General features: G+C 73.7%; 26 protein-coding genes. 12 read left to right on the top strand and 14 right to left on the bottom strand.

Going from position 1 to position 22,601, the window contains the following annotated elements; all coding sequences use genetic code 11:
* Nucleotides 1–92 precede the first annotated feature (92 nt).
* Genes ABTY61_RS18915 through ABTY61_RS18905 form a run of 3 tightly spaced genes read left to right on the top strand, consistent with a single transcriptional unit; the run spans nucleotide 93 to nucleotide 3,239 of the window.
* Nucleotides 93–1,379, top strand: a complete 1,287-nt coding sequence (locus ABTY61_RS18915) for a magnesium transporter MgtE N-terminal domain-containing protein (RefSeq protein ID WP_350506137.1) — start codon at nucleotides 93–95, stop codon at nucleotides 1,377–1,379.
* Nucleotides 1,369–2,022: a DUF1003 domain-containing protein gene (locus ABTY61_RS18910; protein WP_350506136.1), complete on the top strand. Its 654-nt coding sequence runs from the start codon at nucleotides 1,369–1,371 to the stop codon at nucleotides 2,020–2,022. Before ABTY61_RS18915 ends, ABTY61_RS18910 begins: the two co-directional genes overlap by 11 nt.
* 56 nt (nucleotides 2,023–2,078) lie before the next feature.
* Complete coding sequence (locus ABTY61_RS18905; protein ID WP_350506135.1) at nucleotides 2,079–3,239, top strand: Mrp/NBP35 family ATP-binding protein; 1,161 nt, start codon at nucleotides 2,079–2,081, stop codon at nucleotides 3,237–3,239.
* A gap of 81 nt (nucleotides 3,240–3,320) precedes the next feature.
* On the opposite strand, the gene ABTY61_RS18900 is transcribed toward ABTY61_RS18905, so the two are convergent.
* From ABTY61_RS18900 to sigE, 4 genes are all read right to left on the bottom strand, one after another.
* Nucleotides 3,321–3,998 (bottom strand): hypothetical protein, encoded by a 678-nt coding sequence (locus ABTY61_RS18900; RefSeq protein WP_350506134.1) that lies wholly within the window; start codon nucleotides 3,996–3,998, stop codon nucleotides 3,321–3,323.
* 234 nt (nucleotides 3,999–4,232) lie between these two features.
* A complete protein-coding gene (locus ABTY61_RS18895; protein ID WP_350506133.1) occupies nucleotides 4,233–4,667 on the bottom strand; it encodes a sec-independent translocase in 435 nt (144 codons plus the stop codon).
* A gap of 129 nt (nucleotides 4,668–4,796) precedes the next feature.
* Nucleotides 4,797–5,828: an anti-sigma factor family protein gene (locus ABTY61_RS18890; RefSeq protein WP_350506132.1), complete on the bottom strand. Its 1,032-nt coding sequence runs from the start codon at nucleotides 5,826–5,828 to the stop codon at nucleotides 4,797–4,799.
* On the bottom strand, nucleotides 5,825–6,553 hold the full coding sequence (sigE, locus tag ABTY61_RS18885; protein ID WP_502895361.1) for an RNA polymerase sigma factor SigE: 729 nt from the start codon (nucleotides 6,551–6,553) through the stop codon (nucleotides 5,825–5,827). The genes ABTY61_RS18890 and sigE overlap by 4 nt, the downstream gene beginning before the upstream one ends.
* Before the next feature lie 288 nt (nucleotides 6,554–6,841).
* Here sigE and ABTY61_RS18880 point away from each other — a divergent pair, with 288 nt between their 5' ends.
* On the top strand, nucleotides 6,842–7,474 hold the full coding sequence (locus ABTY61_RS18880; RefSeq protein ID WP_030287423.1) for an O-methyltransferase: 633 nt from the start codon (nucleotides 6,842–6,844) through the stop codon (nucleotides 7,472–7,474).
* A gap of 142 nt (nucleotides 7,475–7,616) precedes the next feature.
* On the opposite strand, the gene ABTY61_RS18875 is transcribed toward ABTY61_RS18880, so the two are convergent.
* Nucleotides 7,617–7,784, bottom strand: coding sequence for a DUF3117 domain-containing protein (locus ABTY61_RS18875; protein ID WP_014137929.1), 168 nt, complete (start codon nucleotides 7,782–7,784; stop codon nucleotides 7,617–7,619).
* Nucleotides 7,785–8,080: 296 nt separating this feature from the next.
* Here ABTY61_RS18875 and ABTY61_RS18870 point away from each other — a divergent pair, with 296 nt between their 5' ends.
* Nucleotides 8,081–8,881 (top strand): enoyl-CoA hydratase-related protein, encoded by an 801-nt coding sequence (locus ABTY61_RS18870; protein ID WP_350506130.1) that lies wholly within the window; start codon nucleotides 8,081–8,083, stop codon nucleotides 8,879–8,881.
* Between the two features lie 20 nt (nucleotides 8,882–8,901).
* Here the strand turns inward: ABTY61_RS18870 and ABTY61_RS18865 are convergent, their stop codons facing one another.
* Complete coding sequence (locus ABTY61_RS18865) at nucleotides 8,902–9,510, bottom strand: DNA-3-methyladenine glycosylase I (protein ID WP_350506129.1); 609 nt, start codon at nucleotides 9,508–9,510, stop codon at nucleotides 8,902–8,904.
* A complete protein-coding gene (locus tag ABTY61_RS18860; RefSeq protein ID WP_350506128.1) occupies nucleotides 9,507–9,935 on the bottom strand; it encodes a DivIVA domain-containing protein in 429 nt (142 codons plus the stop codon). The genes ABTY61_RS18865 and ABTY61_RS18860 overlap by 4 nt, the downstream gene beginning before the upstream one ends.
* A gap of 180 nt (nucleotides 9,936–10,115) precedes the next feature.
* On the opposite strand from ABTY61_RS18860, the gene folP reads away from it, so the two are divergent.
* Complete coding sequence (gene folP, locus ABTY61_RS18855; protein WP_350506179.1) at nucleotides 10,116–10,928, top strand: dihydropteroate synthase; 813 nt, start codon at nucleotides 10,116–10,118, stop codon at nucleotides 10,926–10,928.
* A 47-nt stretch (nucleotides 10,929–10,975) separates the two neighbouring features.
* Here folP and ABTY61_RS18850 read toward each other — a convergent pair whose 3' ends face one another.
* Nucleotides 10,976–11,785 carry an LOG family protein gene (locus ABTY61_RS18850; protein ID WP_350506127.1) on the bottom strand — a complete coding sequence of 270 codons (810 nt, stop codon included), beginning with the start codon at nucleotides 11,783–11,785 and terminating at the stop codon, nucleotides 10,976–10,978.
* Nucleotides 11,786–11,896: 111 nt separating this feature from the next.
* Nucleotides 11,897–12,973 (bottom strand): succinyl-diaminopimelate desuccinylase, encoded by a 1,077-nt coding sequence (gene dapE / locus ABTY61_RS18845; protein ID WP_350506126.1) that lies wholly within the window; start codon nucleotides 12,971–12,973, stop codon nucleotides 11,897–11,899.
* Nucleotides 12,974–13,119: 146 nt separating this feature from the next.
* Between dapE and ABTY61_RS18840 the strand changes: the two genes are divergently transcribed.
* Together ABTY61_RS18840 and ABTY61_RS18835 are read left to right on the top strand one after the other, a co-directional pair.
* Entirely contained in the window at nucleotides 13,120–14,187 is a 1,068-nt protein-coding gene (locus ABTY61_RS18840) for a VldE C-terminal domain-containing protein (protein WP_350506125.1), read from the top strand.
* 309 nt (nucleotides 14,188–14,496) lie between these two features.
* Nucleotides 14,497–15,300 carry a hypothetical protein gene (locus ABTY61_RS18835; protein WP_350506124.1) on the top strand — a complete coding sequence of 268 codons (804 nt, stop codon included), beginning with the start codon at nucleotides 14,497–14,499 and terminating at the stop codon, nucleotides 15,298–15,300.
* Between the two features lie 103 nt (nucleotides 15,301–15,403).
* Here ABTY61_RS18835 and dapC read toward each other — a convergent pair whose 3' ends face one another.
* Both dapC and fdxA read right to left on the bottom strand, forming a co-directional pair.
* On the bottom strand, nucleotides 15,404–16,567 hold the full coding sequence (gene dapC / locus ABTY61_RS18830) for a succinyldiaminopimelate transaminase (protein ID WP_350506123.1): 1,164 nt from the start codon (nucleotides 16,565–16,567) through the stop codon (nucleotides 15,404–15,406).
* A gap of 20 nt (nucleotides 16,568–16,587) precedes the next feature.
* Nucleotides 16,588–16,914, bottom strand: coding sequence for a ferredoxin (fdxA, locus tag ABTY61_RS18825; RefSeq protein WP_030287402.1), 327 nt, complete (start codon nucleotides 16,912–16,914; stop codon nucleotides 16,588–16,590).
* 133 nt (nucleotides 16,915–17,047) lie between these two features.
* Here fdxA and ABTY61_RS18820 point away from each other — a divergent pair, with 133 nt between their 5' ends.
* Both ABTY61_RS18820 and ABTY61_RS18815 read left to right on the top strand, forming a co-directional pair.
* Nucleotides 17,048–18,049 (top strand): GNAT family N-acetyltransferase, encoded by a 1,002-nt coding sequence (locus ABTY61_RS18820; protein ID WP_350506122.1) that lies wholly within the window; start codon nucleotides 17,048–17,050, stop codon nucleotides 18,047–18,049.
* A 31-nt stretch (nucleotides 18,050–18,080) separates the two neighbouring features.
* Nucleotides 18,081–18,989, top strand: a complete 909-nt coding sequence (locus tag ABTY61_RS18815; RefSeq protein WP_502895355.1) for a transglutaminase family protein — start codon at nucleotides 18,081–18,083, stop codon at nucleotides 18,987–18,989.
* A gap of 4 nt (nucleotides 18,990–18,993) precedes the next feature.
* On the opposite strand, the gene ABTY61_RS18810 is transcribed toward ABTY61_RS18815, so the two are convergent.
* Nucleotides 18,994–19,623 (bottom strand): response regulator, encoded by a 630-nt coding sequence (locus ABTY61_RS18810; RefSeq protein ID WP_350506121.1) that lies wholly within the window; start codon nucleotides 19,621–19,623, stop codon nucleotides 18,994–18,996.
* 64 nt (nucleotides 19,624–19,687) lie between these two features.
* On the opposite strand from ABTY61_RS18810, the gene ABTY61_RS18805 reads away from it, so the two are divergent.
* Nucleotides 19,688–20,632, top strand: coding sequence for a helix-turn-helix domain-containing protein (locus ABTY61_RS18805; protein WP_350506120.1), 945 nt, complete (start codon nucleotides 19,688–19,690; stop codon nucleotides 20,630–20,632).
* Nucleotides 20,626–20,796, top strand: coding sequence for a hypothetical protein (locus ABTY61_RS18800; protein ID WP_350506119.1), 171 nt, complete (start codon nucleotides 20,626–20,628; stop codon nucleotides 20,794–20,796). The genes ABTY61_RS18805 and ABTY61_RS18800 overlap by 7 nt, the downstream gene beginning before the upstream one ends.
* A gap of 107 nt (nucleotides 20,797–20,903) precedes the next feature.
* On the opposite strand, the gene ABTY61_RS18795 is transcribed toward ABTY61_RS18800, so the two are convergent.
* Both ABTY61_RS18795 and ABTY61_RS18790 read right to left on the bottom strand, forming a co-directional pair.
* Nucleotides 20,904–21,254 carry a hypothetical protein gene (locus tag ABTY61_RS18795; RefSeq protein ID WP_350506118.1) on the bottom strand — a complete coding sequence of 117 codons (351 nt, stop codon included), beginning with the start codon at nucleotides 21,252–21,254 and terminating at the stop codon, nucleotides 20,904–20,906.
* Between the two features lie 90 nt (nucleotides 21,255–21,344).
* Nucleotides 21,345–22,601: a sensor histidine kinase gene (locus tag ABTY61_RS18790; RefSeq protein ID WP_350506117.1), complete on the bottom strand. Its 1,257-nt coding sequence runs from the start codon at nucleotides 22,599–22,601 to the stop codon at nucleotides 21,345–21,347.

Here is a 22,601-nt window from a genome sequence, read left to right as displayed (position 1 = left end):
CTCACCGGGCCGGGCGTACACGCCGCGGGTAGCCTAGGCCGGACGTGCGCCCAGACGCGCACCGGACGGCGTCGAGCGAGTCGAGGGAGTTCATGGCAGGGCCAGGCAGCCGGGTCTTCATCTCCCATCTCTCCGCCATCGCGGTCTTCGACCCGAACGGCGACCAGGTCGGGCGGGTCCGGGACGTGGTCGTCTCGCTGCGCCTCGGCGGCCGCCCGCCGCTGGTGCTCGGCCTGGTGGTCGAGGTCGTCGCCCGGCGCCGGATCTTCCTGCCGATGACCAGGGTGACCAGCCTGGAGTCCGGCCAGGTGCTCACCACCGGCCTGATCAACCTGCGCCGCTTCGAGCAGCGCCCGTCCGAGACCCTGGTGCTCGCCGAGCTGCTGGACCGCACCGTGTCCTGGTCCAAGACCGGTGAGGACGTCACCGTGCTGGACGTCGGCATGGTGCAGACCCGGCTGCGCGAGTGGGAGGTCAGCAAGGTCTTCGTCCAGGTCGGCCGGGCCACCCGGCTGCGCAAGGGCAAGGGCGAGCGGCTCACCCTGGACTGGCAGGACGTCACCGGCTTCGCACTGCCCGAGCAGGACCAGGGCGCGGCCAACCTGCTCGCCACCTTCGAACAGCTGCGCCCCGCCGACCTCGCCAGCGTGATGCACCACCTGTCCGCCAAGCGCCGCGCCGAGGTGGCCGCCGCGCTGCCCGACGAGCGGCTCGCGGACGTCCTGGAGGAGCTGCCCGAGGACGACCAGGTCGAGATCATCGGCAAGCTCCAGGGGGAGCGGGCCGCCGACGTCCTGGAGGCGATGGACCCGGACGACGCCGCCGACCTGCTCTCCGAACTGCCCGGCGACGAGGCCGAACGGCTGCTCGGGCTGATGGAGCCGGAGGAGGCCGAGCCGGTCCGCCGCCTGCTCTCCTACGAGGAGGACACCGCCGGCGGTCTGATGACCACCGAGCCGATCGTCCTGGAACCGGACGCGACGGTCGCCGAGGCGCTGGCCCGGATCCGGATCCGCGACCACAAGCCCGCGCTGGCCGCCCAGGTGTACGTCTGCCGGCCGCCGAACGAGACCCCGACCGGCAAGTACCTGGGCACCGTGCACTTCCAGCGGCTGCTGCGCGAGCCCCCGTACGTCCTGGTCGGCTCGCTGGTCGACGACGACCTGGACGCGCTGCCGCCGGACACCCCGCTGTCGCTGGTCACCAGCTACCTGGCGACCTACAACCTGGTGGCCGCGCCGGTCGTGGACGAGGCCGACCACCTGCTCGGCGCGGTGACCGTCGACGACGTGCTGGACCACCTGCTGCCCGAGGACTGGCGCGACGCCGCGCTGCACGCCGGGGACGACGACAGAGACGAGGTGCACGATGGACGGTGACCGCAACGGACGGCCGGGTGAGTCCGCCCGCCGGCGCCTGCAGGGCGAACTGCGGGAGCTGCGCCAGCTGCGCGAACTGCGCACCCGCGAGGGCGGCCGGGACCGCCTGGAGACCTCCCCCATCACCGGCTCCAACCGCACCCGGCTCGACCAGCCGCGCACCGCCCGGCCCGGCCTGCTGACCCTGCCGTCCTACGACCCCGAGGCCTTCGGCGTGCTGTCGGAGCGGATCGCCCGCTTCCTCGGCACCGGGCGGTTCATCGTCTGGATGACGGTGCTGATCGTCGTCTGGGTGCTGTGGAACACCATGCTTCCGGCGGACGCGCGCTTCGACGAGTACCCGTTCATCTTCCTCACCCTGGTGCTGTCGCTGCAGGCCTCCTACGCGGCGCCGCTGATCCTGCTGGCGCAGAACCGGCAGGACAACCGGGACCGCGTCAACATGGAGCAGGACCGGGCCCGCAGCGACCGCAACATCGCCGACACCGAGTACCTGGCCCGCGAGGTCGCGGCCCTGCGGCACGGCCTCGGCGAGGTGGCGACCCGCGCCTTCATCACTTCTGAACTGGGCAGCATCCGCTCCGAGCTCCAGTCGCTGCTCAAGGAGATCGACGAACGGCGGGAAGCCTCCGGCTCCTTGTGACCGGCGGCACGCTACCGGCCGGTTAAGCAGTTCGCCGGGCGCCGTACCATCAAGGCATGGCCAACGAGACAGAGGTCGCGGCCGGCGTCACGGAGGAGTCCGTACGCCAGGCGCTGGCGACCGTCAACGACCCGGAGATCAACCGCCCGATCACCGAGATCGGCATGGTGAAATCGGTCGGGATCGCCGAGGACGGCGCGGTGCGCGTCGCGGTCTACCTGACCGTCTCCGGCTGTCCGATGCGCGACACCATCGTCACCCGGGTCCGCGAGGCGGTCGGCAGGGTGCCCGGCGTGACCGGCGTCGAGGTCGAACTCGACGTGATGAGCGACGAGCAGCGCAAGGAGCTCTCCCAGCTGCTGCGCGGCGGCGCCCCCGAGCGGGAGATCCCGTTCGCCAAGCCGGGCACGCTGACCCGGGTCTACGCCGTCGCCTCCGGCAAGGGCGGCGTCGGCAAGTCCTCGGTGACCGTCAACCTGGCCGCCGCGATGGCCGCCGACGGGCTGAAGGTCGCCGTCGTGGACGCCGACATCTACGGCCACAGCGTGCCGCGCATGCTGGGCGTCGAGGGCCGGCCCACCCAGGTCCAGGACATGATCATGCCGCCGCAGGCGAACGGCGTGAAGGTCATCTCGATCGGCATGTTCACCCCGGGCAACGCCCCGGTGGTCTGGCGCGGCCCGATGCTGCACCGCGCGCTGCAGCAGTTCCTCGCCGACGTGTACTGGGGCGACCTGGACGTGCTGCTGCTGGACCTGCCGCCCGGCACCGGCGACATCGCGATCTCGGTGGCCCAGCTGGTCCCCAACGCGGAGATCCTGATCGTCACCACCCCGCAGATGGCCGCCGCCGAGGTGGCCGAGCGGGCCGGCACCATCGCGGTGCAGACCCACCAGAAGATCGTCGGCGTGATCGAGAACATGTCCGGCATGCCGTGCCCGCACTGCGACGAGATGATCGACGTCTTCGGCACCGGCGGCGGCCAGACCGTCGCGGACGCGCTGACCCGCACCGTCGGCGCCACCGTCCCGGTGCTCGGCTCGATCCCGATCGACGTCCGGCTGCGCGAGGGCGGCGACGACGGCCGCCCGGTCGTGCTCGCCGCCCCCGACTCCCCGGCCGGCGCCGCCCTGCGCGCCGTGGCCGGCAAGCTCGGCGGCCGCCAGCGCGGACTGTCCGGCATGTCGCTGGGGCTGACGCCCAAGAACAAGTTCTGACGTCCTGACAGGACGGACCACGAGGGGCCGGATGGTGATCCATCCGGCCCTCTCCGTGTCCACGGCCCGTCCGCGGCGGCGCTACGGCCGGGCGTAGCCGCCCAGGTCGGGCACGGTGGCGAAGCCGACGCCATAGGCGCTGACGCCCCGGCCGAAGGCGCCCAGCAGCACGCCGGGGGCCTCGCCCGCCAGCACCCAGCCGTACTCGGACTCCCGGTAGCGGAAGGGCTGCGGCAGGCCGTTGACCGGCAGGCTCAGGGTCGACCAGCCGGGCCCGGCCAGGTCGTCGGCGAGGTCCCAGGCCAGATTGCTCTGCTGGTCCAGCCAGTCCTGGCGCAGCGCGCGGTCCAGCTGGCCGGGCCAGGTCGCGGCGAGCAGGCCGGAGCCGGCCAGCCAGGCGGCCGAGGAGGCGGAAGTCGCCTCCAGCGTGCCGGTGTTGTCGGCGCTGCGGCGGCTGTCCCGGCGGGCCACGGTGACCACGACGGCGAACTTCCGCACGTCGCGCGGCTCGTACTGCTTGGCCGGCTCGTCGCCGTGGCCGAGGGTGCCGTAGTCGACGGTGCCGGCCGCCCCGCCGCGCGGGACTCCGGCGCCGGCCTGCATCAGGAAGCGGCGGCCGGTCCAGCCGTCGTCCAGGCCGTACCAGGGGAAGTCGGCGGACAGGTAGGGCACCAGCGGGTCCGCCGGGCCGGCCTGTCCGCCGACCACCGGGCCGCCGGCCGTGACCGTCGCCCCTCCCGCCTGACTCGTCGCGTCCATCCCCGGGCCTCCTCAAACGCACGTGTGCCTGCCGTGGCGCGCTCCCATGGTGGCGTACCTCGGCGTTCCCGGGGGCCGTTCCTGGCCCGCGCGTGCGCGGATGTGACGGACGGCTCAACGGGAACAATCAGCACAATAGCGGCGCAGACGCCGTCGCCCCGCTCAGCCGGGCGGGCCGGCGGGCGGTTGCGTGAGGTCGTGGACGGGGCCCGGCCCGGGGTCGTCCGGTCCGGATCAGGTGGCGTCGGGGTCGAACGGGGGCCGCTCGCCGGGCTGCAGCGGGGCGCCGGTGGAGACGGGCGCCGCGGCCGCCTTGTCGAAACTCACGCTGCCCGCCTGGCCGTTGACCGGCGCGGCGGGCTTGTCGTCCAGGACGGAGCGGATGTCGAGCGAGTCCTTCATGTCCTTCAGGCCCAGCGGGTCCTGCTCGTCGCCCATGAGCTGCTTGCGGACAAAGGTCTTGGGATTGAGGTCCTCGAACTCGAAGTCCTTGAACTCGGGCCCCAGCTCGCTGCGGATGTCCTCCTTCGCGGTGTCGGCGAAGGAACGGATCTTCCGGATGAAGCCCATGGTGTCCTGGATCAGCTTCGGCAGCTTGTCGGGGCCGAAGATGATGATCGCCATCACGATCAGGGTCAGGATCTCCAGCCCACCTACGTCGCTGAACACCTTTGCTCCCTAGCTCGTCGGACGACGGTTCCTACAGGGTAATGGCCACCGGCGGGTCCCTGGTCCACAGCGGGATGAAGCCGTGGTAAAGACCAGCCGGTGGCCGGGGCAAGCTGGGTTGCCGTTCGACTAGCGGATCTGCTGGCGCAGGGCGGCGAAGTTGCCCGGGTAGCGCTCCGGGGAGGAGGACGGTGCCGCGGCGTCGCGGGTGGCGGCCACCGGGCGGCCCGGGAAGAAGTCCACCGGGACCTCCGCGTTCATCGGGACCAGGCCGGTGCGGCCGCTGCCGCCGATCGGGCTGACCGTGGTGCCGTGCTGCTCCTCGCCCTGGGTGAGCCCGCCGACGCCGCCGAGCGTCACCGCGGCGACCGAGAAGGCGCCCGCGGCGGCGAAGACCAGCCGGCGGCCGCGGGCCGCGGAGGGCCGTACGGCGGCCGCGGCGGGCTGCGGGCGGGCGGCGGCGCGGTCGGACCGGGCGACGTCCTCCGGGCGGCCGGTGCGCCGCCCCATGAGGGGCCGCAGCACCGAACCGCGGCCGAAGGCGCGCGGGTCGACCCCGGGCAACGGGGCGTCGGCGCCGAGCGCGCCCCCGCCGAAGGAGGCTCCGGCGCCGCGGCCGAAGGAGCCGCCGGTCAGCCGGCTGCCGCCGAGCGTGCCGGTGGCGGGCACGCCGCCACCGGGGAGGTCGTCGTCGTCGCGGCCGCGGCCGCGCGGCCGGCCGGTGTCCGCCGGGGCGTCGTCCGGAAGGCTGCCGACGGCCATCAGCCGGGCCATCAGCGCGGAGGAGGGGCCGGGGGTGTCGGTGCGGGTCAGCAGGTGCTTGACGGACCGGCCCTCGTCGGCCTCGGCCTTGCACTGCGGACAGGTGGCCAGGTGGGCCAGGACCCGCTCGCGGGAGTCGTGGCCGAGTTCGCCGTCCAGGAAGGCGGACAGCCGGTCGCCGAGGTGGTGTTCCTCGGCCGCGGGTTCGGCGGGCCGTACGGGCAGCGCGCGCAGTGCCGTGTCGGCGGGCAGCGGGACGGCGGGCAGCAGCGGGCCACCGGGTTCGCCGCCCACCGGGTCACCGGTGCCGCGTCGTCCCGGCAGTGCCCAGCTCCGCCAGGTCGAGGACCGGTCGGACGCATCCGAACGGTCCGGACCGGACCAGCTGGTTCCGCTCACGATCGCCTCCGTCCGCGCCCGCCCGGCGCAGTCGCGACCTCCGCGGCGACGCCGACCGGCACCGGCTCCTCCGAGCCGCCGCGGCGCTCGCGGCCCGGGGCCGAGCCGGGGGCGCGGTGCTTGAGGGCGGCGCGCAGGTGGGAGCGACCGCGGTGGATGCGGCTGCGGACGGTGCCGAGCTTGACACCCAGGGTGGCGGCGATCTCCTCGTAGGACAGGCCCTCGATGTCGCAGAGCACCACGGCGGCGCGGAACTCCGGGGCGAGGGTGTCCAGCGCCTGCTGCACGTCGGCGTCGAAGTGGGTGTCGCTGAAGTGCTGGGCCGGGCTGGGCTCGCGGGAGGGGAGCCGCTCGGCCGCGTCCTCGCCGAGCGCGTCGAAGCGGATGCGCTGGCGGCGGCGGACCATGTCCAGGAACAGGTTGGTGGTGATCCGGTGCAACCAGCCCTCGAACGTGCCGGGGGTGTAGGTCGACAGCGAACGGAACACCCGGACGAAGACCTCCTGGGTGAGGTCCTCGGCGTCGTGCTGGTTGCCCGTCAGGCGGTACGCGAGGCGGTAGACCCGGGCGCTGTGCGCCTCGACGATCTCCTCCCACGTGGGCGGAGTCCAGCTCTGCGAGTCGGGACCCTCGGCGAAGGTCGCGAGGACAGGGGCCTCGGCGGTACCGGCGGCCGGCAGGGCGGCGGCGGGCTGGTCCAGGTCGGAGTGCGCAGGCTGGTTCATCACGGGCTTCGGCGTACGGGCCGACGCGGTGCCGCGGGAGTGCCGCCGCACAGGGACGTCGCCCTCGGCCACACCTCCTCGGTCGGCTCTTCTGCCCAGCAGGGCCACCACCATATCCACCTCACCCGTCAAGCCCGGATAAAAGTGCCCGGAAGGTCTTGCGCACCCGGTCCTCAGTGACAACGGCCCGCCGCCGTACGCGGTTCCCGCCCGGCCAGTAATCTGTGGCAGGAAATATCGACATCCCCCGGCACCGGGCCGCCACCCGGGGCTCCGAAAGAGGCAGCCATCAGCGAGTTCGGGCCCGCGCGCGCGGCCCTCGCCGACACCTACGTGGGCGAGGACGCGGTGCTGACCTACGCCCGGGCCCAGTCCGCACGGACCGGCATACGGGCCATCGGACCGAGCGGCGGTGCCTGTCTACGGCTGCTGGCCGCCGCACTGGACGCCAAGGCGGTGGCCGAGATCGGCACCGGCACCGGCGTCTCCGGCGTCTACCTGCTGCGCGGAATGCGGCCGGACGGCGTGCTCACCACGGTCGATTCGGAGCCGGTGCGCCAGCAGCTGGCCCGCGAGGCCTACCAGGCGGCCGGGTTCGCGGCCAACCGCTCGCGGTTCATACCGGGCCGGGCCCTGGAGGTGCTGCCCCGGCTCGCCGACGGCCAGTACGACCTGGTGTTCTGCGACGGGGACCCGGCCGAGTCGCGCGAGTACCTGCTGGAGTCGCTGCGGCTGCTGCGGCCCGGCGGGATGGTCTGCTTCGAGGGGGTCTTCCAGGAGGGCCGGCTCGCCGAGCCGGAACTCCAGGACCCGCAGACCGGCGCGGTCCGGGACCTGGTGCGGGACGTACGGGAGAGCGACGCGCTGCTGCCCGCCCTGCTGCCGGTCTCGGACGGGCTGCTCTGCGCCGTGAAGCGCTAGCCGCGGGCCGCCCCGGGTACGGCCCGGCCGCGGCCCGTCCCGGGTGCGGTCCGGGCCCGGAGCACGCGCGGGCCCGGGCCGACATGATGTCGTGCCCGGGCCCGGCGGTACGTCTCCAGGAGACGGCGAGCACCCGCTGCGGTCAGCCGCAGGCCTTCTTCAGGGCCTCGCCCAGAGCGTCGGCCTCGTCAGGCGTGAGCTCCACCACGAGGCGTCCGCCGCCTTCGAGCGGAACGCGCATGATGATGCCCCGCCCCTCTTTGGTGACTTCGAGCGGGCCGTCACCCGTCCGCGGCTTCATGGCCGCCATGCTCGTTCCCCTTCCTGCAACCGCTCAGCTACGCACCGGCAGTCCGTCCACCGCCGGTATCGAACGCATTGATCGGAAGCCATTATCCCGCATGCCACGGCCTGATGACCAACATCACTCTCGGTGCAACCACGGCCGGACCGGCCGCAACCACCGCAATTGGCGCGATAAGCCCCGGCGTGGCGGTGGTGGCGGCACCGCCGGAAGGTGCGATACCTCACACTCCCCACGGCGCCCCCCGCTCCGGCATCCTGGCACGACCACCCACGCGACGATCGTTTAGGGAGCCCTCCCCCATGTCCGATTCCGTGCTGTACGAGCTGGACGGCGGCCTGGCCGTCATCACCATCAACCGCCCGGAGGCGATGAACGCCCTGGACGTGGCCACCAAGGTCGCGCTGCGCGACGCCGTGATCGAGGCGGCCGGGGACGCGGCCGTGCGCGCGGTGCTGCTGACCGGGGCGGGCGAGCGGGCGTTCTGCGTCGGACAGGACCTGAACGAGCACCTGGCGCTGCTCAAGCGGTTCGAGGAGACCGGCGAGGGCGCACTGCGGACCGTCGCCGAGCACTACAACCCGCTGACCAGCGCGCTGGCCGGCATGCGCAAGCCGACCGTCGCCGCGGTCGGCGGGGTGGCGGCCGGCGCGGGCGCCTCGCTCGCCTTCGCCTGCGACTTCCGGATCCTGTCCGAGCGGGCCGGCTTCAACACCGCCTTCGCCGGGATCGGCCTGACCGCCGACTCCGGCGCCTCCTGGACGCTGCCCCGGCTGGTCGGGCACGCCAAGGCCACCGAGCTGCTGATGCTGCCCCGGACGGTCAAGGCCGCCGAGGCGATGGAGCTGGGCCTGGCCACCAAGGTCGTGCCGGCCGACGAACTCGCCGCCACCGCGCGGGTCTTCGCCCGCGAGCTGGCCGAGGGCCCGACGGTCGCCTACGGCGCCATCAAGGCGTCGCTGGCCTACGGCGCCTCGCACTCGCTGGACGAGCTGCTCGACAAGGAGGACGAGCTGCAGACCCTGGCCGGGGAGAGCGAGGACCACCGGATCGCGGTGCGCGCCTTCATCGCCAAGGAGAAGCCGAAGTACGTCGGCCGCTGAGCCGGGCCCCGGACAGGGCCCTAGGACCGCCGGCGCCTCTTCCGACCGCCGGTGCGGACGTGGCAGTCCGCCAGGTGGTCGTCGACCAGGCCGCAGGCCTGCATCAGGGCGTAGGCGGTGGTCGGGCCGACGAAGCGGAAGCCCGCTTTCTTCAGCGCCTTCGCCAGTGCCGTCGACTCGGGGGTGACGGCCGGCACCTCGCCCGGCGTGCGGGGGGCCGGTCGGTCCGGGTCGGCGGCGAACTGCCAGATCAGCGCGTCCAGGCCGCCGTCCAGGCCGCGGGCGACCCGGGCGTTGGCGATCGCCGCCTCGATCTTGGCGCGGTTGCGGATGATGCCGGCGTCGGCGAGCAGCCGCTCCTTGTCGGCCTCGCCGAACTCGGCGACCTTGCCGATCTCGAAGCCGGCGAACGCGGCGCGGAAGCCCTCCCGGCGGCGCAGGATGGTCAGCCAGGACAGGCCGGACTGGAAGGCCTCCAGGCAGACCCGTTCGAACAGGGCGTCGTCGCCGTGCACCGGCCGGCCCCACTCGGTGTCGTGGTAGACGCGGTAGTCGTCGGTGGACTCGCCCCAGCCGCAGCGGAGCAGTCCGTCCGCGCCGAGCACCGCGCCGCCGGTCGGCTCGGTCACTGGTCCTTCACCGGCTTCGCGTCCTCGGGGGCCGGCGCGTCGGCGGGCGCACCGCCCGACCGGACCACCTGGGCGAAGGCCTCCAGGCCGGGCAGCGGTTCGGCGGCCGGGTCCGGGGCGGTGGTGGCCTCGACCGCGCCGCGCAGGTGGGCGGCGGCCTCGAGTGCGGCGATCCGCGAGTCGCGGTAGGCGAGTTCGGCTCCGAGGCGGTCCAGGACGTCGTCCACCTCGTCCATCCGGTAGCCGCGCACGGCCATCGGCAGGCGCAGCTCGTCGACGTCCGTCTTGTTCAGCGGGCGGTCCTGCGGCAGCCGCGCGGCGATGCGGTCCGGCACCGCCTCCGGCATCGAGCCGCCCCCACCGAGCGCAACCAGCGCGGCGCCGCCGACCACCACGGCCATGGCGACCACGATCACCCAGAACACGAGCTGTCCTCCCGAACTCCCGGTCGGCCTCCTCCGAGGGGCCAGGGAACCGGGCTGATCATGACAGCATGGTCCCTAGTGAGGCCGGGGGCCATCATCGCACCCGCAGCAGCTGTGGAGGAGACATCGGTGGCACTGCGCCTGGGACCGCGCGAATTCGGTGACGACGAGCTGGTGATCATGGCGATCGTGAACCGGACCCCGGACTCGTTCTTCGACAAGGGGGCGACCTTCGCCGACGAGGCCGCGTTCGCCGCCGCCGACCGCGCGATGGCGCAGGGCGCGGCGATCCTGGACATCGGCGGGGTCAAGGCCGGCCCGGGCGACGAGGTCACGGTCGAGGAGGAGCTGCGGCGCACCGTGCCGTTCGTGGCCGAGCTGCGCAAGCGCCACCCCGAGGCGGTGATCAGCGTGGACACCTGGCGGCACGAGGTCGGCGAGGCGGTCTGCGAGGTGGGCGCGGACCTGCTGAACGATGCCTGGGGCGGGGTGGACCCGAAGCTCGCCGAGGTGGCCGCCCGCTACGACGCCGGGCTGGTCTGCACCCACGCGGGCGGCGCCGAGCCGCGCACCCGGCCGCACCGGGCCGGGTACGAGGACGTGATGGCGGACATCCTGCGGGTCACCGTCGGGCTGGCCGAGCGGGCGGTGGAGCTGGGCGTCCGCCGGGACGCGGTGGTCATCGACCCGGGGCACGACTTCGGCAAGAACACCCGGCACTCGCTGGAGGCCACCCGGCGGCTGCCGGAGATGACCGCGACCGGCTTCCCGGTGCTGGTGTCGCTCTCCAACAAGGACTTCGTCGGCGAGACCCTGGACCGGCCGGTGAACGAGCGGCTGCTCGGCACCCTGGCCACCACGGCGGTCTCGGCCTGGCTGGGCGCCCGGGTCTACCGGGTGCACCAGGTCGAGGAGACCCGCCAGGTGCTGGACATGGTCGCCTCGATCCGGGGCACCCGCCCCCCGGCGGTCGCCCGCCGGGGGCTGGCCTGAGCGAGCCCCCGGCTGCGCTCGGCCCGCCTCCGGGGCGCTCGGACCCGCTAGATCTCGTTCGCGGGCCGGCGGGCGTCGGCGAGGATCTTCAGGACCTCGTCGATCTCGTCGGTGATGTGGAACAGCTCCAGGTCGCGCGGGGCCGCCTTGCCCTGCGCCACCAGGGTGTTCTTCAGCCACTCGTAGAGGCCGCCCCAGTAGGCGCTGCCGTAGAGGATCACCGGGAAGCGGGTGACCTTCTTCGTCTGCACCAGGGTGAGCGCCTCGAACAGCTCGTCCAGCGTGCCGAGGCCGCCGGGCAGGACCACGAAGCCCTGGGCGTACTTCACGAACATCGTCTTGCGGACGAAGAAGTAACGGAAGTTCAGCCCGAGGTCGACGAACTCGTTGAGCCCCTGCTCGAAGGGGAGCTCGATGCCGAGCCCGACGCTGAGGCCGCCGGCCTCCGTGGCGCCGCGGTTGGCGGCCTCCATCGCGCCCGGGCCGCCGCCGGTGATCACCGCGTAGCCGGCCTCGGCGAGGGCCCGGCCGATGGCCACCCCGGCCTCGTACTCGGGCGAGTCGGCCTGGGTCCGGGCCGAGCCGAACACGCTGATCGCGGGCGGGAGTTCGGCGAGGGCGCCGAAGCCCTCGACGAACTCGGAGGTGATCCGCAGCACCCGCCAGGGATCGGTGTGCAGCCAGTCGGTGGGGCCCGTGGTGTCCAGCAGGCGCTGGTCCGTGGTGCTGGTTCCGACCTGGTCCCGGCGTACGAGCACCGGGCCCTGCTGCTTCTCGGGCCAGGCCTTCTTCTTCCGCGGCACGCCGACCTGCTCGGGGCCGTGTCCGTACTGCTTGTCGTCTCCTGTGCCTGTCATGACGAAACCCTACGCCGACCTCCCCCCGATTTCAGGCAACGGGAGAAGGTCGGCCGGGCAACCGGAAGATGGCGTTCGACCGGCCCGCGGATCGCCCCCGGCGCTTTCGATTCAGCTGGTCAGCCAGGCCCGCAGGCGGTCCTCGGTCTCGGCGATGGCGCTCAGCGAGCAGTGCTCGTCCCGCTTGTGGGCGAAGTTCGGGTCGCCGGGGCCGTAGTTGACCGCCGGGACGCCGAGCGCGCTGAACCGGGCGACGTCGGTCCAGCCGAACTTGGCCCGCGCCTGGCCGCCGGTGGCCGCCAGGAAGGCCTGCGCGGCCGGCTGGGACAGGCCGGGGAGGGCGCCGGGGGCGAAGTCGGTCACGGTCAGCTCGAAGCCGTCGAAGACCTCGCGGACGTGCTTCTCCGCCTCGGCCTCGCTGCGGTCCGGCGCGTAGCGGAAGTTGATCGTGATGACGCACTCGTCCGGGATCACGTTGCCGGCCACGCCGCCGTCGATCCGCACCGCGTTAAGGCCCTCGCGGTACTCCAGGCCGTCGATCTCCACCCGGCGCGGTTCGTAGGTCGCCAGCCGGGTGAGCACCTCGGCGGCGTGGTGGATGGCGTTGTCGCCGAGCCAGCTGCGGGCCGCGTGGGCGCGCACGCCGCTGAGCCGGATCTGGGCCCGCAGGGTGCCCTGGCAGCCGCCCTCGACCATGGCGCCGCTGGGCTCCATCAGCACCGCGAAGTCGGCGGCCAGCCAGTCCGGGCGGTCCTTGGCGAGGTGGCCGAGGCCGTTGCGGTGGGCCTCCACCTCCTCGCAGTCGTAGAACACGTAGGTGAGGTCGCGGTTGGGCTCGGGCAGGGTGGCGGCGAGCCGCAGCGCCACCGCCACGCCGGACTTCATGTCCGAGGTGCCGCAGCCGTAGAGCAGGTCGCCGTCGACGTAGGAGGGCAGGTTGTCGGCGATCGGCACGGTGTCCAGGTGGCCGGCCAGCACGACGCGCTCGGCGCGGCCCAGGTTCGTCCGGGCGACCACGTTGTTGCCGTAGCGGTCCACGGTCAGGTGCGGGTAGCCGCGCAGGGCGGCCTCGACGGCGTCGGCGAGTGCCTGCTCGTCGCCGCTCACCGAGGGGAAGTCGACGAGCCGGGCGGTCAGCGCCCCACCGTCGAGGGTCAGGTCCAAGGGCGTCGGGTTCGGGCTGCTCATGGCGTCAGCCTAGTGCCGTCGCTCGTGCACTCCGTGTGGTCGTTCTGTGACGTGGAACGCCTCAGGTTCGGCAACCGGATTGCGCCGCACATCCGTCCGAGTGGGTACGGTGTCGGATCAAGAAGGCGGGCGCGAGAGGGGCGACGGTGGCCAGGAGAAGGAACAGCGAGGATCTGGGCGACGAGCTGGGCGACGAAGTGGCGCCCCGCCGTCGCGGTCCGGTCCGCGCGCTGTTGCTCGTGCTGGTCGGGCTGCTCGGCCTGGCGATGGTCGCGGGTCTGGCGGTGGTCGGGATCTGGTGGTTCGGCTTCCGGCAGGGAGCCACGGAGGAGTGCACCGTGAAGACCGCGGCCGGCAGCGGCACGCTGGAGCTGCCGCAGGCCGCCAACGCGGCGACGATCGCCGCGGTGGCGCGGGCGCGGGGCCTGCCCGACCGGGCGACGGCGATCTCGCTGGCGACCTCGATGCAGGAGTCCAAGCTGCGCAACCTGGCGGGCGGCGACCGGGACTCGATCGGCCTGTTCCAGCAGCGGCCCTCGATGGGCTGGGGCACCCCGGAGCAGATCGCGGACCCGGTGTACGCCACCAACAAGTTCCTGGACGGCCTGGTCAAGGTGCCCGGCTACACCCGGATGCCGCTGACCGACGCGGCCCAGGCGGTGCAGAAGAGCGGCTACCCGCAGGCCTACGCCAAGCACGAGACCAAGGCGACCCTGCTCACCTCGGCGCTGGCCGGCCGCGAGCCCGCCTCGTTCAGCTGCGTGGTGAAGGACTACGCCAAGCCGGACCCGGCGGACGCGCCCTCCCCGACGGCCGGCGCCTCGGCCGCCCCGGCCGCGCAGCCGGACCGCACCCAGGTGCTGTCGGACCGGGTGCGCCGGGAGTTCGGCCGCACCGTCACCCCGGCCACCGGCTACAGCTCGACGATCAAGGGCGCGGAGAACGCCGTCGCGCTGACCCCGGACCCGGCCGCCGCCGCGCTGACCACCTCGGCGGACGCCGGGGGCGACGCCGGGGCGTCCGCCGAGCGGGCCAGCGGGTGGGAGGTGGCCCACTGGGCGGTCGCCCAGGCCCAGCAGCTGGGCATCGCGACGGTCGCCTACGACGGGAAGATCTGGCGCAAGACCGAGTCGGAGGACGGCTGGCAGACCCAGACCTCGGGGACGTCGGCCAAGCTCGTCCAGGTCACCCTGGCCCCGTACGGAAAGAGCTGACGCACTCACGTTCGGGTAGCCGCCGGACGGGTGATTGCGGTCAACTCCAGTGGACTGGCCGCCGGTCCCGGCGACCCCCGGCGGAGAACCGTCACTTCCCTTGCCCCGAGCCGGTCCGACGGCCTCCCGCGGGTCAGGGACGAGCCCTCGCTGCGGTCGTACGATCCGATGGTCGGTCAGGCACTTTCCTTGCACCGGCCGAAACCTTCTGGCTTCTCAAGCGGTAACAACGTCGTCCGCCAGGTCCCGTCCGCACCCGGATCGTCCACCCGGCGGACGGGACGGACCCAGACCCCTTCGAGGAGCCTCATGTCTCACTCCCTCACGCGCCGGATCGCCCAGGCCGCGCTCGTCGTGGCGGCCGGAGCGACCCCGCTGGTCGCGGCCGGCTCCGCGTCCGCCCTGGGCGGGGACGCCCTGCTTCCCAAGAGCGACCTCGCGGCGCCGCTGGGACAGCTGACCAACACCGACACCGGTTCCACCCTGCAGCACACCACCCACCAGCTCGGGCAGGCGGCCGGCACCACCGGTGCGGCCACCGTCGCCGCGGGCGTACCGGCCTCCGCCGACGCCGCCGGGAACATCGTCGCCCACCAGCTCCCCGAGGCGAACGAGAAGGCCAGCTCGCTGACCGCCCCGGTGGACCAGACCGCCGCCACCACCGGCCAGCTCTCCGCCGTCACCCCGAAGGTCGCCTCGGCGCTGGCGGGCAAGCTCGGCGAGGCCGTCACCGGCAAGGGCATGGGCACCCGCAGCGCCAACGCCGACACCAGCCCGGTCGGCGGCCTCGGCCAGGCGGGCGCCCTCGCCCACGCGGTTCCCGGCGCCGACAAGCTCTCCAGCGCCGTCCCCAGCACCAACGCCGTCACCGACGCGCTGCCGACCAGCGCCGTGGAGCGCGCCCTGCCGCTCGGTTCGGTCGAGCACGCGCTGCCCGGCGGCCTGCCCGCCACCGACGTCCTCGGCCTCGCGGAGCACGGCTCGGCCAACCGCCTCGGCGGCGCCGACCTCGGCCCGAACAACCCGCTGTCCGGCCTCACCGGCGCGCTCGGCCCGGTCGGCGGCCTGCTGGGCGGCGTGAACGGCGGCAGCATCAGCGGCCTGCCGCTGTAGGTCGGCTGTCGGTCCGTAGTCGGCCGCGGCGACCCCGCCGCGGCCCGCGCACGCGGGAGGGGCCGGTGTTCCGAAACGGAACACCGGCCCCTCCGTCGTACCGTCAGCGCGCCGCGGTCAGCCGCTCCACGGCTGCGGCGACCCGCTCGTCGGTCGCGGTGAACGCGACCCGCACGAAGCTGCCGCCGGACGGACCGTAGAAGTCACCGGGCGCCACCAGGATGCCCAGTCCGGCCAGTTCGGCCACGGTCTCCCAGCACGGGCGGTCCTGGGTCGCCCACAGGTACAGGCTCGCCTCGGAGTGCTCGACCCGGAAGCCGTACGCCTCCAGCGCCGCCCGCAGCGCCGAGCGCCGGGCCGCGTAGCGGTCCCGCTGCTCGGCCACGTGCGCGTCGTCCGCGAGCGCCGCGATCGTCGCCGCCTGGACGGGCGCCGGCACGATCATGCCGCCGTGCTTGCGCAGCCCCAGCAGCTCCTCGACCACGACCGGATCGCCCGCCACGAAGGACGCGCGGTAACCGGCCAGGTTGGAGCGCTTGGAGAGCGAGTGGACGGCCAGCAGGCCCTCGTGCTGTGTTCCGTCAGCGGGGCCCCCGCAGACGTCCGGGTGCAGGACGGAGACCGGCTCGGCCTCCCAGCCCAGCTCGAAGTAGCACTCGTCGCTGACCAGCAGCACCCGGTGCTCCCGGGCCCACTCGACGGCGCGGCGCAGCTCGTCCGCGCCGAGCACCCGGCCGGTCGGGTTGGACGGCGAGTTCACCCAGAGCAGGCGCACCCGGGAGCCGTCCAGCTCGTCCACCGAGTCGTACTCGACCGGCTCGGCGCCGCACAGCCGCGCGCCCACCTCGTAGGTCGGGTAGGCCAGTCGCGGGTAGGCGACCTGGTCGCCCGGGCCGAGGCCGAGCTGGGTCGGCAGCGAGGCCACCAGCTCCTTGGAGCCGACGGTGGGCAGGACGGCCCGCGGGCCGACCACGGCGCCGCAGCGGCGGTTCAGCCAGCCGGCGATCGCCTCGCGCAGCTCCAGCGGGCCCCAGACGGTCGGGTAGCCCGGCGTGTCGGTGTGGGCCGCCAGCGCCTTCTGGATCAGCTCGGGGACCGGGTCGACGGGGGTGCCGACGGAGAAGTCGCAGAGGCCGCCGGGGTGGGCGACGGCGGTGGCCTTGTAGGGCTCCAGCTTGTCCCAGGGGAACACCGGAAGCCGGTCGGAAACGCGGCGCGCCGCCCCCGGGTGGCCCGGGAACGGCGCGCGCGTGCTGTTGGTGTTCACAGCTCAGTAGCCACCGATCGTCAGTGGTCGGCGTTCTGCGGCGGCAGCGCGGCGATGAACGGGTGGTCCCGTTCGATCAGGCCGAGCTTGGAGGCGCCGCCGGGCGAGCCCAGGTCGTCGAAGAACTCGACGTTCGCCTTGTAGTAGTCCTTCCACTCCTCCGGAGTGTCGTCCTCGTAGAAGATCGCCTCGACCGGGCAGACCGGCTCGCAAGCGCCGCAGTCGACACACTCATCCGGGTGGATGTAGAGGGAACGCTGGCCCTCGTAGATGCAGTCAACCGGGCACTCTTCGATGCACGCCTTGTCCTTCACGTCGACACAAGGCTGCGCGATGACGTAGGTCACGCTGTCGTTCCTCCTCGGAAGGGCCTGGCGGCCCGTTCTGTTCTGCTGCCGTGCGCGGTGAGCGCGGCGTCGTCGATGCCCGCCCCTAGTATCGCGGGTCGGAGCAGGCAAATGCACAGGAGGTGGCCGGATCATGACCCGAGACCAGCTGGAACGCCGTCCGGAAGTCCGGATAGATCGCTCTGACGTGGGACTTCGGGTCTCCGTGCGACGCCTCTCGGAGTTCGTGGACGACCGTCCGGTGTTCCGCGATGTGATCGGCGTGCTCACATCGTGGGACGATCACGGGTTGACGGTCGAGCCCCGGTCGGGCGGGCCGGTCGCCTTCCCGGAGAAGCTGCTGGTCGCGGGCAAGGTCGTGCCGCTGTTCCCGGCCCGGCGCGCGCCGCTGCCCGCCGCCACGCCGGTCGAGCTGCAGCGGACCGCCGGGCGCGGCTGGCCCGGGGTCGAACAGGAGGCGCTCGGCGAGTGGACGCTGCGCGCGGCCGCCGGGTTCACCCGGCGCGCCAACTCCGTCCAGGCACTCGGCGACCCGGGCATGCCACTGCCGCAGGCGCTGGCCGCCGTCCGGGGCTGGTACGCGGCGCGCGGGCTGCCCGCCCTGGTCGAGGTGGTCACCCCCGGGACGGCCGATCGGCTCCGGCCGCTGCTCGGCCCGCCGCGCTCCCCCACCCAGGTGCGCACCGCCCCGCTGGCCGCGGTGGCCCGGGCCGGCGCCGGGCACGACCGCGTACGGCTCGCCCGGACCGCGGACGACGCCTGGCTGTCGCTGTACGGAAAGCTGGGCGAGGACCCGGCGGTGCGCGGGGCGGCCCGGCAGGTGCTGCACGGCGGCCCCTCGGTCTGGTTCGCCACCGCGCCCGGCGCCCCGGGGCAGCCGCCGCTGGCGATCGGACGCTGCGTCATCGACGGCCCGTGGGCCTGCTTCGGCGCGATCGAGGTGCAGCCGTACGCCCGGCGGGCCGGACTGGCGACCGCGGTCATGGCGGTGCTCGCCGCCCGCGCGGCGGAGGAGGGGGCGAGTGGCGCGTACCTGCAGGTCGAGGCGGAGAACGACAGTGCGCGGGCGCTCTATGACGGACTCGGCTTCACGACCAGTCACACTTACCACTACGCACTCCTTCCGCAGGAGTAGCCGCCCGACCGTTCCATCCTGGTATGTCCGCTTGTCCGTCCGTCGTACGAAGGCCGTCGCCGTCACCGTGACCGAGCAGAGCAGAGACCGCTTCCGGACCGCCGCCCGCGCCGAGCAGCCCGACCCGGTGCTGCTCTGCCTGCTCGCCGCCGCCGAGCACGTCCCGGTCCTCGACCCGGGCGATCCGGGCGAACCGCCCGGCGTGGACACCCTGCTGGCCGCCTGCGAGGCCGCGCTCGACCGGCACGCGGCGGCCGTCCGGCTCGCCGTGGCCGAACGCTCGCCGTCCGGGCCCGAGGAGACCGCCGCGCTGCTCGCCGCCGTGCTCGGCGGACGGGAGCGCTTCCACGGACGCCAGTCCGACTACCGGCGGCTGGAGTCCTCGCTGCTGCCCGACGTGCTGCGGCGCCGGCGCGGACTGCCGATCATGCTCTCGCTGGTGTGGACGGCCGTCGGCCGACGGGCCGGCCTCACCGTGCACGGCATCGCCCTGCCCGGCCACTTCATCGTCGCGGTCGGCGGCCCGGGCAGCGGCGAGGAGTACGTCCTCGCCGACCCCTTCCACGGCGGGCGGCTGCTCGACCCGGCCGACGTCGAGCACCTGGTCGCCGCCTCCGGACACGACTTCACCCCCGCACTGCTCACCCCGGCCCAGCCGCTGGACATCGTGCTGCGGGTGCTCGGCAACATCCGGGCCTGGGCCGCCGACCGGCCCGAACAGGCCCGCACCCAGCTGTGGGCCACCGAACTCGCCCTGCTGCTCCCCCGGCACCCGGCCCAGCTCCGCCTGGAACGGGCCGAACTCCTGGTACGGATGGGCGACTTCCTCGGCGGCGCGGCGGAGATGGACGACTACGCGAGGATCCTGGACGCCTACGACCCGGACGCCGCCGCCAAGGTCCGCCAGGAGGCCCGGGCGGCCCGCCACCGGCTGAACTAGCCGGTCACAGCCAGCCCTTCTCGCGGGCGATCCGGACCGCCTCGGTGCGGTTGCGGGCCTCGGTCTTCTGGATCGCCATCGAGAGGTAGTTGCGGACCGTCCCCTCCGAGAGGTGCAGCCGCCTGGCGATGTCCGCGTTCACCGCGCCGTCCGCGGCCGCCCCCAGCACGTCCCGCTCGCGCGCGGTCAGCGGATTGGCGCCCTCGGCCAGCGCGGCCGCCGCCAGCACCGGGTCGATGACCCGCTCGCCGCGCAGCACCCGGCGGATCGCCTCGGCCAGCTCGGACGCGGGCGCGTCCTTCACCAGGAAGGCGTCCGCACCGGACTCCATCGCCCGGCGCAGGTAGCCGGGGCGGCCGAAGGTCGTCGCGATGACCACCCGCGTCCCCGGCGCCCGGCGGCGCAGTTCGGCGGCCGCCTCGATGCCCGTCATGCCCGGCATCTCGATGTCCAGCACGGCGACCTGCACGTCGTTCGCCAGCACCGCCGCCACCACTTCGTCGCCGCGGCCGACCTGCGCCACGACGTCGATGTCCCCCTCCAGCCCGAGCAGCGCCGCCAGCGCCTCCCGGACCATCCCCTGGTCCTCGGCGAGCAGCACGCGGATCCCGGAGCCGTTCTCTGCATTACCCATGGCCATGACCTTAGAGGGGAAAGGGCTTGAGTCTCCGGCAGGGGGAGACCCCACAGTGGTGCCCATGGACGGCAGCGAAACGCTCTACTCGATCGGCGACCTCTCCCGGCGCACCGGACTCACCGTCAAGGCCATCCGGTTCTACGCCGACACCGGACTGGTCCCGCCCACCGACCGCACCGCCGCCGGCTACCGCCGCTACGACATCCACGCCCTCGCCCGGCTGGACCTGGTCCGCACCCTGCGCGAACTCGGGCTCGACCTGCCCGCGATCCGCCGGGTGCTGGAGCGCCAGGCCCCGCTGCACGAGGTCGTCGCGGCGCACGCGGAAGCCCTGGAGGTGCAGATCAGCACCCTGCGGCTGCGCCGGGCCGTCCTGCTCGCGGTCGCCCAACGTTCGTCCACCCCGGAGGAGATGACACTCATGCACAAGCTCGCCCGACTGTCCGACACCGAACGCCGCCGGCTCGTCCACGACTTCATCGACGAGACCTTCGGCGGCCTGGACGCCAACCCCGAGTTCGTCGCCATGCTGCGCTCGGCAATGCCCGAACTGCCGGACGAGCCAAGGCCGGAGCAGGTCGAGGCCTGGGTCGAGCTGGGCGAACTCGTCCAGGACCGGGACTTCCGGGCGGCAGTGCGGCGGATGGCCGAGCACCAGGCCGCCGAACGGGCGGACGGCGACCGGGGAGGGCTGCACGCGGCACTGACCGAGACCGTACGGACGGTGGTCGGCACGGCCCTGGCCGAGGGCATCGCGCCCTCCTCCCCGGCCGCCGGCCCCGTCCTGGACACCCTCACCGCCGCCTACGCCGAGACCTTCGAGCGCCCCGACGACCCCGCCCTCCGCTCCTGGCTGCTGGACCGCCTGACCACCGCCGACGACCCGCGCGCCGAGCGCTACTGGCAGCTGCTCGCCGTCATCAACGGCTGGCCGGTGCCGGAGGGCCTGAAGGAGGTATTCGACTGGCTCACCGAGGCCCTGCGGGCCACAATCCCCTCGTGCTGACCCTCGAACCCCTCCGCCCGGACCACGCCGACGCCCTGCTCGCCTTCGAACGCGCCAGGCCCCCGGCCTCGATGGCGGTCCTCACCCACAACGCCTTCACAGTCGTCGAGGAGTTCCTCCTCGACGACCGCCCGGCCCTCCGCTACCGCCGCTCGCTTGCGTAGGAGGTCGGCCCGGCCTCGGGCGGTTGACGGCACTTCCGCCTCCCCCTCCTCGGGTGTCATCGGGAGGAACGAGGCGTGTGCCGGGCGCTTGCTCGTACCACTGACGGCTACAGCCAGCGCTGGGCGGCCTCGACGCTGTCGGCGCCGCTGGTGTTGAAGGCGATGGCGGCCTGCGGGGCGTGGCGGCGGACGAGGTTGACGACGAGTTCGAAGAACGGCAGCGCCGGCTCCGGCTTGCGGATGCCGCCGCCGATGACCACGACGTCCCAGTCCCGGTCGGCGAGGGCGGCGGTGATCGCCGGCTCGGCGGTCCCGTCGGGGGCGACCAGGGTCATCGCCGCGTCGAGGCCGTGCTCGGCGAAGCGGGCGAGTTCGGCGTCGAGGACGGCCCGCAGGCCGTCGCCGTCCATGCCGGGGACGGTGTGCGGGTCGAAGCCGAGGATGAGGACGGCGGACATGCCCGACAGAACGATCGGTCCGCCCGGTCGGTTCCCCGACTGCCGTCCGGCCCGCGGGCCTTCGCAGGCCCTGCTGGAACTGCCCTGCGGCTAGCCGACCTTGGAGGGCTCGGACGGCTCGGCCGTGGTCCGCAGCGGCACCGAGGCGCGCAGCCGGAAGCCCTTGCCGCGCTCCCCCGGGCCGGTCTCCAGCCGCCCGCCGACCAGCGCGAGGCGCTCCTCCAGGCCGGAGAGCCCGTTCCCCGGCTGGGACTTGCCCGGGCCGGGCCCGTTGTCGGTGATCTCCAGGACGGCGTAGCGCTCGCCGCCGCCCTCCCAGCTCTCGTCGGCCGTCACGGTGCACACGGTGGCGCCCTCGCCGTGCCGGACGATGTTGGTGACGGCCTCGCGCAGCGCCCAGGCGAGCGCGCCCGCCTCCTCGTCGGCCAGCGACGGCCAGGCGTCCACCAGCTCCGGCGCGGCCTCCAGCCGGACCTGCGCGGCGGACAGGGCGGTGCGGGCCGCGGCGAGTTCGACCGGCAGGGTGGGGCGGCGGAAGCCGGTCACGGCCTCCCGCACGTCGATCAGCGACTGCCGGGCGACCTGCTCGATGTCGGCGACCTGCGCCCGAGCGGCCTCGTCCTTGCCCGCGTCCATGAACCGGCCGGCCAGCTCGCTCTTCAGGGTGATCAGCGAGAGCGAGTGCCCGAGCAGGTCGTGCAGGTCGCGGGCGAGCCGCAGCCGCTCCTCGGAGGCGGCCAGGTGGGCGACGGCGGCCCGGGCCTCGCGCAGCTCCTTCATGGTGGCGACCAGTCGCTGCAGGCCGGTCATCGCGACGCCGGAGAGGAAGGCGCTGAGGGTGAAGGTGGTGGTGTTGTCGGAGTCGGCGTGGATCACCAGGCCGGTCCCGGCGGTCAGCGCGGCCATGGCGACCAGGGCGCGCAGCGCGTGCTTCGGCGGGGTGATGACCGCGAGGCTCACCGAGGCGTAGATGAACATCGTCAGGAACGCGCCGCCGAACGCGAAGGAGGCGGCCACCGCGAGCACGATCATGGTCCCGACGACCACCTGGCAGGCCCGCGGCCTCATCCCCGCCTGCGAGCGGAAGAACACCAGCAGGACGTACGAGGCAAGGAAGACCGCCAGGCAGGCCCAGCCGAGCGCCTGCCCGACCGGGCTGTGGCCGCCGTTGATCAGGTCGCCGGCCGGGTAGGCCAGGTAGGTCGTCCACAGCAGCATCCAGGCGATCTTGACCAGCATCTGCCGCCGGGTCTCCACCGGGCTGCCCGGGATGTTCATGAGCGTGGCGCGCGCCACACCCGCCTCCGGCTGCTCGTCGGTGCGGTGGGTCCGGCGCACGTCAGTCAT

This window comes from Kitasatospora sp. NPDC096128 (assembly GCF_040303105.1).
Taxonomy (GTDB): Bacteria; Actinomycetota; Actinomycetes; order Streptomycetales; family Streptomycetaceae; genus Kitasatospora.
Note: the sequence above shows the minus strand (reverse complement) of the source record. Positions and strands in the feature narration are given on the sequence as shown.